Annotated in this window: 11 protein-coding genes; 7 read left to right on the forward strand and 4 right to left on the reverse strand. The window is 59.2% G+C overall.

What is annotated here, in order from left to right; translation table 11 throughout:
• Nucleotides 1–49 precede the first annotated feature (49 nt).
• The 3 genes from topA (at nt 50) to PseuLF5_RS16680 (ending at nt 3,688) form a co-directional block, all read left to right on the forward strand.
• Nucleotides 50–2,680: a type I DNA topoisomerase gene (gene topA / locus PseuLF5_RS16670; protein WP_123461928.1), complete on the forward strand. Its 2,631-nt coding sequence runs from the start codon at nt 50–52 to the stop codon at nt 2,678–2,680.
• 143 nt (nt 2,681–2,823) lie between these two features.
• Entirely contained in the window at nt 2,824–3,348 is a 525-nt protein-coding gene (locus PseuLF5_RS16675) for a DUF6586 family protein (RefSeq protein ID WP_123461929.1), read from the forward strand.
• 106 nt (nt 3,349–3,454) lie between these two features.
• A complete protein-coding gene (locus PseuLF5_RS16680) occupies nt 3,455–3,688 on the forward strand; it encodes a hypothetical protein (RefSeq protein WP_064392830.1) in 234 nt (77 codons plus the stop codon).
• Between the two features lie 90 nt (nt 3,689–3,778).
• On the opposite strand, the gene sulA is transcribed toward PseuLF5_RS16680, so the two are convergent.
• Both sulA and lexA read right to left on the reverse strand, forming a co-directional pair.
• The gene (gene sulA, locus PseuLF5_RS16685; RefSeq protein ID WP_340134063.1) at nt 3,779–4,252 is read right to left on the reverse strand and encodes an SOS-induced cell division inhibitor SulA; all 474 of its coding nucleotides are present in this window, start codon (nt 4,250–4,252) and stop codon (nt 3,779–3,781) included.
• Nucleotides 4,253–4,262: 10 nt separating this feature from the next.
• Entirely contained in the window at nt 4,263–4,871 is a 609-nt protein-coding gene (gene lexA / locus PseuLF5_RS16690; protein WP_003226590.1) for a transcriptional repressor LexA, read from the reverse strand.
• Nucleotides 4,872–5,100: 229 nt separating this feature from the next.
• On the opposite strand from lexA, the gene PseuLF5_RS16695 reads away from it, so the two are divergent.
• The 4 genes from PseuLF5_RS16695 (at nt 5,101) to PseuLF5_RS16710 (ending at nt 11,036) form a co-directional block, all read left to right on the forward strand.
• Nucleotides 5,101–5,808: a TetR/AcrR family transcriptional regulator gene (locus tag PseuLF5_RS16695; RefSeq protein ID WP_007910473.1), complete on the forward strand. Its 708-nt coding sequence runs from the start codon at nt 5,101–5,103 to the stop codon at nt 5,806–5,808.
• Nucleotides 5,809–5,978: 170 nt separating this feature from the next.
• Nucleotides 5,979–6,977: a beta-N-acetylhexosaminidase gene (gene nagZ, locus PseuLF5_RS16700; protein ID WP_177490500.1), complete on the forward strand. Its 999-nt coding sequence runs from the start codon at nt 5,979–5,981 to the stop codon at nt 6,975–6,977.
• Between the two features lie 12 nt (nt 6,978–6,989).
• Nucleotides 6,990–7,727, forward strand: a complete 738-nt coding sequence (locus tag PseuLF5_RS16705; protein ID WP_123461935.1) for an S-methyl-5'-thioinosine phosphorylase — start codon at nt 6,990–6,992, stop codon at nt 7,725–7,727.
• Between the two features lie 15 nt (nt 7,728–7,742).
• The gene (locus tag PseuLF5_RS16710; RefSeq protein ID WP_340134064.1) at nt 7,743–11,036 is read left to right on the forward strand and encodes a DEAD/DEAH box helicase; all 3,294 of its coding nucleotides are present in this window, start codon (nt 7,743–7,745) and stop codon (nt 11,034–11,036) included.
• A gap of 148 nt (nt 11,037–11,184) precedes the next feature.
• Here the strand turns inward: PseuLF5_RS16710 and PseuLF5_RS16715 are convergent, their stop codons facing one another.
• Nucleotides 11,185–13,875 carry a DEAD/DEAH box helicase gene (locus PseuLF5_RS16715; protein ID WP_340134066.1) on the reverse strand — a complete coding sequence of 897 codons (2,691 nt, stop codon included), beginning with the start codon at nt 13,873–13,875 and terminating at the stop codon, nt 11,185–11,187.
• Nucleotides 13,876–13,886: 11 nt separating this feature from the next.
• Complete coding sequence (locus tag PseuLF5_RS16720) at nt 13,887–14,453, reverse strand: CsiV family protein (RefSeq protein WP_123461941.1); 567 nt, start codon at nt 14,451–14,453, stop codon at nt 13,887–13,889.
• Nucleotides 14,454–14,456: the final 3 nt, after the last annotated feature.

Below are 14,456 nucleotides of genomic sequence, written 5' to 3' on the forward strand. Positions count from 1 at the left end.
TCAGGCGCCAACCGCCTTTCACTTCTAGAATTCAGGAATTTTCTGATCCATGGGCAAATCGCTGGTCATTGTGGAATCCCCGGCTAAGGCCAAGACCATCAACAAGTATCTGGGTAACCAATACGTGGTGAAGTCGAGTATCGGCCATATCCGAGACCTGCCCACCAGCGGTTCGGCTAGCGCCAGCAAAGAGCCAGCCGCCAAGCGTGGCAAGGCCGCTGCAGGCGAAGGTCCTGTGCTCACGCCGAAAGAGAAGGCGCGCAAGCAGTTGGTCTCACGTATGGGTGTCGATCCCGATCATGGCTGGAAAGCCAAGTACGAGATCCTCCCGGGCAAGGAAAAGGTCATCGAAGAGCTGCGCCGGCTCGCCAAGGATGCTGACACCATCTATCTCGCAACCGACTTGGATCGCGAGGGGGAAGCCATTGCCTGGCACCTGCGCGAAGCCATCGGTGGTGACGACAGCCGCTACAAGCGCGTGGTGTTCAACGAAATCACCAAGAAGGCGATTCAGGAGGCCTTCTCCGAGCCCGGCGAGCTGGACATCGACCGTGTGAATGCCCAGCAGGCGCGTCGTTTCCTCGACCGCGTCGTGGGCTACATGGTCTCGCCGCTGCTGTGGGCCAAGATTGCCCGTGGCCTGTCCGCCGGTCGCGTGCAATCGGTTGCCGTGAAGCTGGTGGTCGAGCGCGAGCGCGAAATCCGTGCGTTCAACCCGGAAGAATACTGGGAAGTGCACGCCGACCTTGGCACTGCCAAGGGCTCGACCGTGCGTTTCGAAGTGGCGCGTGAAAAGGGTGAAGCCTTCAAGCCGCTGAATGAAGCACAGGCCACGGCTGCACTGGAGAAACTCAAGTCCTCCAGCTACAGCATCGTCAAGCGCGAAGACAAACCGACCAGCAGCAAGCCGTCGGCACCGTTCATCACGTCCACCCTGCAACAGGCCGCAAGCAACCGCCTGGGCTTTGGTGTGAAGAAAACCATGATGATGGCCCAGCGTCTGTACGAAGCTGGCTACATCACTTATATGCGTACCGACTCGACCAACCTGTCGGCCGATGCCGTGGCGATGGCGCGCACTTACATCGAAGATGAGTTCGGCAAGAAGTACCTGCCGGAAACGCCGAACGTCTACAGCAGCAAGGAAGGCGCACAAGAGGCTCACGAAGCGATTCGTCCGTCCGACGCCAACACCACGCCGAGCAAGCTGGCTGGTATGGAGCGTGATGCTGAGCGTCTGTATGAGCTGATCTGGCGCCAGTTCCTCGCTTGTCAGATGCTGCCGGCGCAATACCTGTCGACCACCGTCAGTGTGGCGGCGGGTGACTTCGAGCTGCGTGCCAAGGGCCGCATCCTCAAGTTCGACGGTTACACCCGAGTTCTGCCGCAGATCGCCAAGCCTGGCGATGACGATGTTCTGCCGGACATGGCGCAAGGCGACGTGATGAAGCTGATCAAGCTCGATCCGTCCCAGCACTTCACCAAGCCGCCGGCGCGTTACTCCGAAGCCAGTCTGGTCAAGGAAATGGAAAAACGCGGCATCGGTCGTCCTTCGACCTACGCAGCGATCATTTCGACCATTCAGGACCGCGGCTATGTGACCCTGCACAACCGTCGTTTCTATTCGGAAAAGATGGGCGACATCGTCACTGAGCGTCTGTCCGAGAGCTTCTCCAACCTCATGGACTACGGCTTCACTGCCGGCATGGAAGAGAACCTCGATGACGTGGCCCAGGGCGAGCGTGACTGGAAAAACGTGTTGGACGAGTTCTATGGCGATTTCAAGAAGAAGCTCGAGGTAGCCGAGAATCCGGACAATGGCATGCGTGCCAACCAGCCGGTCATGACCGACATTCCGTGCACCACGTGCGGCCGTCCGATGCAGATCCGTACCGCCTCGACCGGTGTGTTCCTCGGTTGCTCAGGCTACAGCCTGCCACCGAAGGAGCGCTGCAAGGCCACCGTCAACCTGGTGCCGGGCGACGAAATTGCTGCGGACGACGAAGGTGAGTCGGAATCGCTGGTGCTGCGTGGCAAGCATCGCTGCCCGATCTGCAGCACGGCGATGGATGCCTACCTGCTCGACGAGAAACGCAAACTGCACATCTGCGGTAACAACCCGGATTGCGCGGGCTACGAGATCGAAGAGGGTAACTACCGCATCAAGGGCTACGAAGGTCCGAGCCTGGAATGCGACAAGTGTGGCAGCGAGATGCAACTCAAGACCGGCCGTTTCGGCAAGTTCTTCGGTTGCACCAACCCGACCTGCAAGAACACCCGCAAACTGCTCAAGAGCGGTGATGCGGCGCCGCCGAAGATGGATCCGGTGAAGATGCCTGAGCTGAAATGCGAAAAGGTCAACGACACCTACATCCTGCGTGACGGTGCTTCCGGTCTGTTCCTCGCGGCCAGTCAGTTCCCGAAAAACCGTGAGACCCGTGCTCCGCTGGTGATTGAAATTCTGCCGCACAAGGACGAAATCGATCCGAAGTACCACTTCCTGTGTGAAGCTCCGCAGAAGGACCCTGACGGCCTGCCAGCGGTGATCCGCTACAGCCGCAAGACCAAGGAGCAATACGTGCAGACCGAAGTCGACGGCAAGCCTACCGGCTGGAAAGCGTTCTACGACGGTGGCAAGTGGACCGTTGAAGACAAGCGCACGAAAGCCAAGGCTGAGTAAGCGCCGGTCCGATACACAAAAGGCCGCATGATGACCTTCGGGTTTCATGTGGCCTTTTTGTTTTGTGCTTGCGGTCGGCTCCGCTGATCCATGACACTGTCAGGTCTGTGTGACGTAATTATTTCGCTGTGGAGACTGCCGGCATGGCGCACGAACTCTATACCCGCACCAATCAGAAGATCTATTTTGCCGGCTTGTCGCTGGAAGCGCTGGCGCGCGCCGAAGAGGGGCGAGCAATGAACGCGTTGGCGTTGATTCAAGCGGGACGTGAATCCGCGTTGTTCCACCTCTATGGCGCGCTGTTGGGTTTATGCCATGAGATTGCCGGGTTCTATCGTTTGCCCCAGGCCAGCGCGCCTCGAGCCGAGGTTTTGCTGACCCGCGAAGTGCTGGAAACGATTGCGATCCCCGAATTGGCCGAGATGATTGAGCTGGCAGGTAATCCGGAAACCTGGCTGGCGAAACTGTTGGCGGCGCATTCGGCGCTGTTCCAGCCACCACGGGTGCCGCACAAGCCCAAGGGCGATGTGACGCAGCCGTTGATTCAGGCCGTTAATCTGGATGAAGAGGAGGCGCCGCAGGAACTGACTCGCGAAGAGCTGGAGAGCTGGCGGCAGAATCTCAAAGGCTTGGCCATTCGTTTTCGCGAAGGATTGAACGAGTGTTGAGGTCGATTGACACGGTGGCAATATGAAACATGCTGCTGGTCAAGATCCCGAGCGAAGCCTGAATGATGTCTATATAATCCCTGCCTTTCGTGGAGAACAGACCTATATGCCAACGTCCTTTCTAGAAATTGTCGAGTTACCAGACGGCCGAATCGAACTGCGCAGGGCTGAGGACGAGGGTTCTCTGGTGACGCTGGATTTCTCCGAGGATGCCAAGACGTTCCTGCAGGGGCAGCATGTCGAGATCGCCAAGGCGATGTTGAGTGTTGGCGTGCAGATGGCGGGTCGGATGATCGAAGGTGAGTTTGATAAAGATGAGGGGCCACGGGTTCTTCATTGATCCCTGCCTGTTTTTGTCGGTACCGCTTCAGATCGGCTTCTCTGTCCCTGGAGAAGCCCTGCGCTCCAAACAGCGCGCGTTGTCAGTGAGTCAACCCAATCGGATGTTCAGGCTTTGAGCGTCGCCCGTGCGTGCAGCGCTGATCAGTTGTTGCCGCGATTGGGCATTCAGCGGGTTGAGCCAGGTCACCACCGTATGACTGCGCGCCAGGCGCAGTGCTTCGCAGGCCAGTTGCTGGGCGCTCTGAGTGCCCCGCGGTTGCAGCAGTAGAATCCGTTCACGATTCAGGCCCGCATCCCGAAGCCATGCCTGGGTCAGGCTGGCCGGTGGTGCAATCAGCGTCAGCCAGCGTGCGGCCTGGTCCTCGCTGAGTTCGCGCAGGATCGGGGCGAGCAGGTTCAGGCAGTTCCCGGCCGCACCGCGCAGTGACAGCTCACTGAATACTTCGGGTTCGGCATTCCAGGGGCGCTCGACCACTTCTTTCAGGATCGGCGCCATCGGTTGCGCCAGAAACGCTTCGAATAAAGGCAGTTGTGTTTGCTGAGGTGTGTGTGGGAACTGCATAAAGCCTCCTTTAGCGGCGGATTACGCCGACACTCAAGCCTTCGATCACCAGTTCCTGATCTTTCAGGTCAACTTCGATAGGAGCGAACTCAGGGTTTTCGGCGATCAGCCAGACCTTGCTGCCTTCACGCTTGAAGCGTTTGACGGTCACTTCATCACCGATTCGCGCCACGACAACCTGGCCGTTACGGGCTTCGCGGGTGGTATGAACCGCCAGCAGGTCACCGTCGAAAATACCGATGTCCTTCATGCTCATGCCGTGAACGCGCAGCAGGTAGTCGGCGCGTGGATGGAAGAAGGCAGGGTTGATGTTGCAGGATTCTTCGATGTGCTGCTGGGCGAGAATCGGTGCGCCGGCAGCGACCCGGCCAATGATCGGCAGGGTGGAGTCGTCGGCCTTGGCTTCGAAGCCCGGGATGCGAATGCCGCGGGAAGCGCCAGGCGTCATCTCGATGGCGCCCTTGCGGGCCAGTGCCTTCAGGTGTTCTTCTGCCGCGTTGGGCGACTTGAAGCCCAGCTCCTGAGCGATTTCCGCACGGGTTGGCGGGTAGCCGTTGTCTTCGAGGCAGCGTTTGATAAAGGCCAGAATCTCGGCTTGGCGTGGCGTCAGCTTTAGCATATTGATCGCTCTGTCTTTTTATACAGTGACTGGGATTATATACAGTGAAGCGGTCTTGGCAATGCCCGTTTTTTTACCGGCCGCCAGACGGTCGGCAAGGGTGTTTATTAATGCGATGGGCTTGTGTGGTTAAATAGCTGACCGACCATTCCCAAAACGAACCGGCAGGCTTGACAAGGCACAGGCTGAAACGTATGTTTCAAACAAGTGTTTGTCAGGCGGAGTAGCCATGGCCCAGTCGGAAACCGTTGAACGCATTCTTGATGCTGCCGAGCAGTTGTTCGCGGAGAAAGGTTTCGCTGAAACCTCATTGCGTTTGATCACCAGCAAGGCAGGCGTCAACCTGGCAGCGGTGAACTATCACTTCGGTTCGAAAAAAGCGTTGATCCAGGCGGTGTTCTCGCGTTTTCTCGGGCCGTTCTGCATCAGCCTCGATAAAGAACTGGAGCGGCGTCAGGCCAAGCCTGAAAACAAGCCGACCCTCGAAGAGCTGCTGGAAATCCTTGTCGAACAGGCTCTGGTGGTTCAGCCACGCAGCGGCAACGACCTGTCGATCTTCATGCGTTTGCTGGGTCTTGCGTTCAGCCAGAGCCAGGGTCACCTGCGGCGTTACCTTGAAGACATGTACGGCAAGGTGTTCCGTCGTTACATGCTGCTGGTCAATGAGGCCGCACCACGCATTCCACCGATCGAACTGTTCTGGCGCGTGCACTTCATGCTCGGCGCCGCAGCGTTCAGCATGTCCGGTATCAAGGCGCTGCGTGCAATTGCCGAGACTGATTTCGGCGTCAACACCTCCATCGAACAGGTCATGCGCCTGATGGTGCCGTTCCTGGCGGCCGGCATGCGCGCCGAAACCGGTGTCACCGATGCGGCGATGGCCACCGCACAACTGCGTCCGCGCAGCAAATCGACGCCGGTCGCCGCCAAGGTTTGACCGCGCACGGGTGGGCGCAGCAGCTTGTATCCGCTAAGCTAGCCGCCCATGCCGACTCTCGTTCTGAACCCGATTCTGATGAAAGCCGCTGACCTGCCGGGCACTGCCCACGGCAGCGATTTCATGCGGATCGGGTTTTTCGTTTTCAAGGAATCTCTATGACTGCTGGCCTGCAAGGCTCGTTGATGGTGGACGTCGCCGGTACCTGGCTGACGGCCGAAGATCGCCAATTGTTGCGCCAGCCCGAAGTGGGTGGCCTGATCATTTTTGCCCGCAACATCGAGCATCCACGGCAGGTGCGTGAGCTGAGTGCGGCCATTCGCGCCATTCGCCCGGATCTGTTGCTGGCGGTGGACCAGGAGGGCGGTCGCGTGCAGCGCCTGCGTCAGGGCTTTGTGCGTCTGCCGGCCATGCGCGCCATCGCTGACAATCCGAATGCCGAATACCTCGCCGAGCAATGCGGCTGGATCATGGCCACCGAAGTGCTGGCGGTCGGCCTCGACCTGAGCTTCGCCCCGGTGCTGGATCTGGATTATCAGCGCAGTGCGGTGGTGGGTACCCGTTCGTTCGAAGGTGATCCGGAGCGCGCAGCACTGCTCGCCGGGGCGTTCATTCGCGGTATGAACAGTGCCGGCATGGCCGCCACTGGCAAGCACTTTCCCGGTCATGGTTGGGCCGAAGCCGACTCACACGTTGCGATCCCGAACGACGAGCGCAGCCTCGACGAGATCCGCGCCCATGACCTCGTACCGTTCGCCCGACTCAGCCAACAACTGGCCGCTGTCATGCCGGCCCACGTCATTTATCCGCAAGTGGATTCGCAGCCTGCCGGTTTCTCCCGGCGCTGGTTGCAGGACATCCTGCGTGGCGAGTTGCAGTTTGACGGTGTGATCTTCAGTGACGATCTGTCGATGGCCGGTGCCCATGTGGTGGGCGATGCTGCCAGCCGTATCGAAGCGGCCCTGAGTGCCGGCTGCGACATGGGCCTGGTGTGCAACGACCGTGCAGCGGCCGAACTGGCCCTGAGTGCCGCGCAACGGTTGAAGGTCAAGCCTTCTGCCCGCATCGCGCGCATGCGTGGCCAGGCGTTCGCCAGCACCGATTACCGCCAGGATCCGCGCTGGCTCACCGCCATCGGCGCGCTCAAAGACGCTCAACTGATTGATTAAGGACGTTTCGCTATGACGGTATACGCGATCATCGGTGGCACCGGCCTGACCCAGCTCGAAGGCTTGAGCATTCGTCAGTCGCTGGCCGTGGACACGCCTTATGGCGCGCCTTCGGCCGAGGTGCAGGTCGGTGAGTATGCCGGCAAGGAGGTGCTGTTCCTCGCCCGTCACGGCCACCCGCATCGCTTCCCGCCACACAAGGTCAACTACCGCGCCAACCTGTGGGCGTTGAAGCAGGCCGGGGCTGAAGCGATCATCGCGGTGAATGCCGTAGGCGGGATTCACCCGGCGATGCGTACCGGGCATTTCTGCGTGCCGCATCAGATCGTTGACTACACCAGCGGCCGTGAACACACGTTTTTCGCCGACGATCTCGAACATGTCACCCACATTGACTTCAGCTTCCCCTACAGCGAACCGCTGCGTCAGCAGTTGATTGCCGCAGTGGCCGCCGAGGGTTGCGAATACAGCGATCAAGGTGTGTATGCCTGCACCCAGGGCCCGCGTCTGGAGACTGTGGCCGAAATCGTGCGTCTGGAGCGTGATGGCTGCGACATCGTTGGCATGACCGGCATGCCGGAAGCGGCGCTGGCGCGTGAACTCGAACTGGATTACGCATGTCTGGCGCTGGTGGTCAATCCGGCGGCGGGCAAGTCCACCGCGGTGATCACCATGGCCGAGATCGAACAGGCGTTGCAGGGCGGCATGGGCAAGGTGAAATCAGTGCTGGCACGGGTATTGGCTGGGTGAAAGGCTGACAGCGCCATGACGATGATCATCAGTCAGCTTCACTCGCTGCCGTGGACTGAGGCCTTCAACCGTAATGCTTTGGCCAAAGCCCGCGTTTACGCCATCGAGGACCGGATAAAAATCCATTTGGTCGATGACGAGATGATTGAGGCGGCCTGCGCGGGCTCTGAAAGTCACGTTTATCAACAGGTCATCTATCTGGTTAAAGATGAGCAGGAGCGATTCGGCCTGCGATGCTTTTGCTCCTGCCCGGTGGAAATCAACTGTAAGCACAGCGCAGCGGTGCTCTTTCACTTGCAGGATCGCGGGGCTGAAGAGACTGACCGTGATGCCCCGGTTCAGTTGAATAGAGCACTGGAGCACTGGCTTTCCACTATTCCTGTGGCGACCCAGTCTTTTGAAGAGGCCTCGCAAGCGGCCAGTACGCGACTGTTTTACAAACTCAAGGCCACGCCGGCTTCGGGCAAATGGCTGGTCGAAATATTCAAGGTCTACCAGCTCAAGAGTGGCGAGCTGCGCGACGTTAAGCCGTTGTTTTCGCTATCAGACATGCTGATGCGCCAGCCCGGTTATCTGAACGAACTGGACCTGCGGATTGCCAGGCTGTTGGTGGCCACGCACTCCCATCATGCCTATTACAGCGGCTATCCGCTGGACGGTCGCAGTGGCGCCGAATTGCTCGAAATGTTGTTGAACACGCGGCGCCTGTATCTGGATTTTGAAACATTGCAGCCGCTGACTTCGGGCGCGAGCAGAAGCGCGCAGTTTGCCTGGGCCGAACAAGCCAATGGCAGTTTTCGCCCGCAGTGGAGCAGTGATGAAGCGTCAGTGGAAACAGTGCTCGCGCTGGAACCTCTTTATTACCTGGATCGAGAGCGGCAACAAATCGGCCCGCTATGCAGCGAGTTCGATGAAAAGCTCGCCTGTCATCTAGCATTGGCGCCGGAGATTCCGGCACGTCAGGCCATGCAGTTCAGCCATCGAATGAGTGTGGCTACTCAGGTCGCCCCACCGCACAAGTTGACGGAGCGGATCATCGACGATGTTTTGCCCAAGGCTCATCTGACCCTCGCCAGCGGCAAGCGATACACTCGCTGGCAGTACGAGCCGGAGCACCGAGCCGCTTTGCTGTTCACCTACGGCGGTCTTCCCGTACAGGATCGCAACCCGGAGGTGGTGGTTCTTTCGGGCGTTGAAACCCAGCGGATTCAGCGTCAGCCCGTCGCCGAAAAAGCCCTGCGTCAGCAATTGCAGAAACACGGTTTCAAAAAGGCTACACGCAAAAGCAGCGTTGATCATCCGGGTGAGCGGTTTGATCTGCCCGATGATTCAGCCTGGCTCACATTTGCTCAGAATGGCATTCCCGCGCTGCGTGAAGCAGGCTGGCAGATTGACGTCAGCCATAACTTTCATTTCAACGTGGAGAAAGTCGAGCACTGGTACGCCGAGGTTGAGGAAGAGTCGGGGCGGCAGTGGTTTGATCTGCAGTTAGGGATTGTCGTCAACGGTGAGCGCCACAGCCTGCTGCCGATTTTTCTGCACCTGTTACGCGCCCAGCCGATGCTTCTCGATCCAGCCAACCTCGCTCAGCGCGGTGATGATGAGTTGCTGTTGGTCGAGTTGGGGGCCGGGCGCTTCAGCGCTAACATCAGTGGCAAAGTCGCCCTGCCTTTTGGTCGGGTCAAACCGTTGCTGGCGACACTCAGCGAGTTGTATCTGGGCAATCATCATGGCGATAAGTTGCGCTTGAGTGCTCCCGATGCAGCACGCCTGAGTTTGCTGGAAGGTGTATCGCTGGAATGGCAGGGCGGCGAACGGTTGCGCAATTTTGCACGGCGCCTGCGTGAATCCACTTACACGCAAGTCGTAGCACCGGTCGGTCTCAATGCGCAGATGCGACCCTATCAGCTCGAAGGCTTGAGCTGGATGCAAACCCTGCGTGAGCTGGAGGTTGGCGGTATCCTCGGCGATGACATGGGGCTGGGTAAAACGCTGCAAACCCTGGCGCACCTGTTGACGGAAAAGCAGGCGGGGCGGCTTGATCGTCCTGCGCTGGCGGTAATGCCCACCAGTCTGATCCCTAACTGGCTGGACGAGGCGTTGCGTTTTACGCCGCAGTTGAGGGTGCTGGCGCTACATGGCGTGGGGCGGAAAAAAGACTTCACCAGTTTTGCCGAATACGATCTGGTGCTGACCACTTACGCCTTGCTGCCGAGGGACCTTGAGGTTCTGCAGCCGCAGTTGTGGAGCGTGCTGATTCTCGATGAGGCGCAGAACATCAAGAATCCGGTCAGTAAGGCTGCTCAAGCCGCACGTGATTTGCAAGCCCGGCAGCGCTTGTGTTTGAGCGGCACCCCAATGGAAAACCACTTGGGCGAGTTGTGGTCGCAGTTCCACTTCTTGATGCCCGGTTGGCTGGGTGACAGTAAAGCGTTCAATCGTGATTACCGTACACCGATTGAAAAACACGGCAACGCCGAGCGCATGCAGCATCTGACGGCGCGAATAAAGCCGTTCTTGCTGCGACGCAAAAAGGACCAGGTGGCGACCGAGTTGCCACCGAAAACCGAAATTGTGCATTGGGTCGATCTCAGCGACGGTCAACGCGACGTGTATGAAACGGTTCGCGTGGCGATGGACAAAAAAGTCCGCGACGAAATTGCCCGCAGTGGTGTGGCGCGCAGTCAGATCATCATTCTTGATGCCTTGCTCAAGCTGCGTCAGGTCTGTTGCGACTTGCGCTTGATCAATATGCCGCTGACTGCGAAGGCGCTGCGTTCGGGGAGTGGCAAGCTGCTCAGTTTGATGGAGATGCTTGAAGAGCTGATTGGCGAGGGTCGCAGGATCCTGCTGTTCTCCCAGTTCACGTCGATGCTGGCTTTGATCGAGCAAGAGTTGCAGCAACGTGAAGTCAGCTATTCGCTGCTGACCGGTGAAACCGCAGATCGGCGCACGCCAGTGAAAGACTTCCAGAGCGGCAAGGTGTCGCTGTTTCTGATCAGTCTGAAGGCCGGGGGCACAGGTTTGAACCTGACTGCGGCAGACACGGTGATCCACTTCGACCCTTGGTGGAACCCGGCAGTGGAGAATCAGGCCACCGATCGCGCGTATCGAATCGGGCAAAACAACCCGGTATTCGTTTACAAGCTGATTGCGCGGGGCACGGTAGAGGAAAAAATCCAGGCACTGCAGCAGGAAAAGGCTGCGCTGGCCGGGGCGGTGCTGGAAGGTGGCACGACAGGTGGGTTCAAGCTGGAGCAGACTGACATTGAGGCGCTGTTTGCGCCGCTGCCGGTTTCCACGGGTTGATGATTTACGCCTGGGCTTGATATCTGAGAGCCCCATCGCTGGCAAGCCAGCTCCCACAGGTTTTTGTGCTGTTCACAAAATAGTGTTCAACCCAGATTGCTGTGGGACCTGGCTTGCCAGCGCTGGCAATTTGTCTGAAAAGCGCATCTCAGCGCTTGTCGAGCTTATCCGGCAACGGCGCAAACAGCGCTTCAATATCATCACTCTGCAGTTTCCAGTCCCCGGCCTTGCGTCCATCCAGCACGCCCGCTGCCAAGTCGGATTTTTCCTTCTGCAGGTGCTGAATTTTCTCTTCCACCGTGCCTCGGGCAATCATCTTGTAGACGAACACCGGTTTCTCCTGGCCGATCCGATACGCACGGTCAGTGGCCTGATTCTCGGTCGCCGGGTTCCACCATGGGTCGTAGTGAATCACTGTATCCGCTTCGGTCAGGTTCAATCCCACGCCGCCGGCCTTCAGGCTGATCAGAAAGATCTGACGATTGCCGCTCTGGAACTCCTTCACCGGTGTGCGTCGGTCCCGGGTCTGACCGGTCAGCAGCGCATAGGCGATCTTGCGTTTTTTCAATTCCTCTTCGATCAATGACAGCATCGAGGTGAATTGTGAAAACAGCAGTATCCGCCGACCTTCCTCAAACAGCTCCTCGAGCATTTCCATCAGGCTGTCGAGCTTGCCCGACGTGCTGCCGCGAGCGGGCAGGGTGGCGTCGTTGACCAGGCGCAGGTCGCAGCAGACCTGACGCAATTTCAGCAGTGCTTCCAGAATGATGATCTGACTGCGCGCCACGCCTTTGCGCGTGATTTCATCGCGGACCTTCTTGTCCATCGCCAGACGCATGGTTTCGTACACATCGCGCTGCGCTTCGTTGAGGTCGACCCAATGGATGATCTCGGTTTTCGGTGGCAACTCGGTGGCCACCTGTTCTTTGGTGCGGCGCAGCAGAAACGGTTTTATCCGGCCGTTGAGGTGCTGAAGCCTGACTTCGCTGCCGCGTTTTTCAATCGGCACGCGGTAGTCGGCGTTGAAGCTTTTGATGTCGCCAAGCCAGCCGGGCAGCAGGAAGTGGAACAGCGACCATAGCTCTCCCAGATGGTTTTCCAGCGGCGTACCGCTGAGGCACAGACGCTGCCGCGCATTCAACTCTCGCGCCGCTTGGGCGGCTTTGCTGTTCGGGTTCTTGATGTACTGCGCTTCATCCAGCACCAACACATGCAGGGGTTGCCTGGCCAGGCGCTCGACATCCTTGGGCAGCAATGCGTAGGTGGTGAGGATCAAGTCGAAGTCAGCGAGGTGGTCAAAGTGCTTTTTGCGGCCGGCACCGTACAGCGCCACCACTTTCAGTTGCGGGGTGAAGTGCGCCGCTTCATCGAGCCAGTTGGGAATCAGGCTGGTGGGCATGACCACCATGCACGGCCGGTCAAGGCGTCCGGCGTTTTTCTCGCTGAGAATATGCGCCAGCGTTTGCAGGGTTTTGCCCAGTCCCATGTCGTCCGCAAGAATTCCGCCAACTTGCAGCTGTCGCAGCGATTGCATCCAGCTCAAGCCTTCGAGCTGGTACGGCCGCAACGTCGCGTTCAGCCCCTGCGGCGCATCGGCGCTGAAATCGCGAATGTCGCGCAGGCGCTGAGCAAACGTACGGATCTGCTCACCGCCCTCCCACAGCAGCGGAATGCCTTCCAGCGAATTGAGACGCGTGGCATCGGCCTTGCTCAGGCGCAGGGTGGTTTCCCCCGGCTCCTGGAGATAAAACTCGCCGAGGGTCGTCAGCACCGGTTTCAGTCGGCCCAGCGGCAGCGCCACCTGCAATGGCCCGTGCTCGCTGTTGCGCTGCGGAATATTCACCAGAATCAGTTCGTCATCGCGCCGGCGCGCCAGGCGTTCCGGGTTGAGGATTTCCGTGTGCGAGCGCATCAGGTTGAGCAGGATCGGCAGCAGGCTCAAGCGTTCACCGTTGACGATGATGCCCAGTTCCAGATCGAACCAGTCGCGTTCCGGTGCCTGTTCGACGGTGGCGTACCAGTCATCCACGGCCGTCAGGTCGAAGCCGAACTCTTCGTCGATCTGCAATTCCCAGCCCTGCGTGCGCAGCTTCGGCAGATCATTGAGGGTGAAGGTCAGCCAGGCACTGTCGTTGACCATCTCATACAGCTCGCCGGCGCTTTCCGGCAGGGCTTTGCTCTGGCGGGTGGCAATACGGAAGCCGAGGATTCGTAACTGTTCGCGGTAGGACTGTTCGACGTCCGGGTGGCGTTTTATCCGTAATGTCTGGCTTTCCTGACGTATCAGGATGTCGCTGTTTTTCTGCCCGCTGACGTATTCGTCGAGATAGCTGAACGACAGCGCCGCGCGGTGCTGAATGTAGCGCTGCATCTTGCCATTGCGCGGTTCGAAAGCGCTGAATTCGACACTGGCCAGCCACAGGCGCGGGACCGGCTGAACGTTATCCACCAGCACTTGCGGCGGGGCTTTCGGGCTGCGGTTTTCCAGCACGGCCTGGAGTTTTTCCAACAGTTCGGCGTCTTTGGCGGCAGCCGGGTATTCGAGGGTTTCCTGCACTTGCAGCAGCACCGCTGCGCAATGTTTGCAGTTGCTGCGAACCGGGCAGGTGCACGCGGCCTCCACCAGCAGCAAGGTGCCTTTGGCCGACTCGCGCAGCGTAATGGTCTGACGGTAGACATTGCCGCCAGAGCCTTCGCAACTGGCGGTGATGGTCGCATCGCCGACCTGGGCGATACGGACCCGGTTCTCCAGGGCGTAGCGACGGCCACGCTCCAGGCTCTGTTCCTTGAATCGGCTGACCCAGGAGGGTGCCAACGGTTTACTCAGGGGCGGGGGCATAAGGACTTCGATCAGTCCGGAATGGCTTCAGGCGCTTCCCGCGGCGCCGGCGCCGTCAGGGAAGTGATCTTGATCAGCAGGGCCAGGTGGCCGTTGTCGAGATAGTTGAGTTGGCCGTTCTTGGTGTGGCTGTCCTGCTTCAGGCGTTCGCTGGCGGTGACCATGCCGTTGGCGTCGATCTGGTTGACCCAGAAGTCGGCATTCACATCGGTGAAGCGTCCCAGTTTCATTTCCAGCGTGCCCTCGATCGGGAACTGGCCGAACTGTTCCTTGCCGTCGCTGACGGCCACCTTGGTCGGCGTCTCGCCGAGGGTCTGTTGCCAGGCCTTGTGCAGCAGCACACTGTAATCGCCGCTGGCAGTGAGTTTGTTGGCCACTTCATTCAGCGCGGGTGTGCGCTGGCTGTCGTCGCCCAGACGCTGGGCGCCGGCGGCCCAGTCTTCCGGGGCGGCGCGGCTGACGATCGCCGGCACCGCGTTCTGGCGGACCAGAATCATCTCGACCATATAGGTGTCATCGGCAAACGCCGTGGGTGCGACCAGAGTCAGCAGCAAGGTCAGCGAACGAAACAGGCGCATTGG

It is taken from the genome of Pseudomonas sp. LF-5 (assembly GCF_037626295.1).
GTDB classification, from domain to species: Bacteria; Pseudomonadota; Gammaproteobacteria; order Pseudomonadales; family Pseudomonadaceae; genus Aquipseudomonas; species Aquipseudomonas monsensis.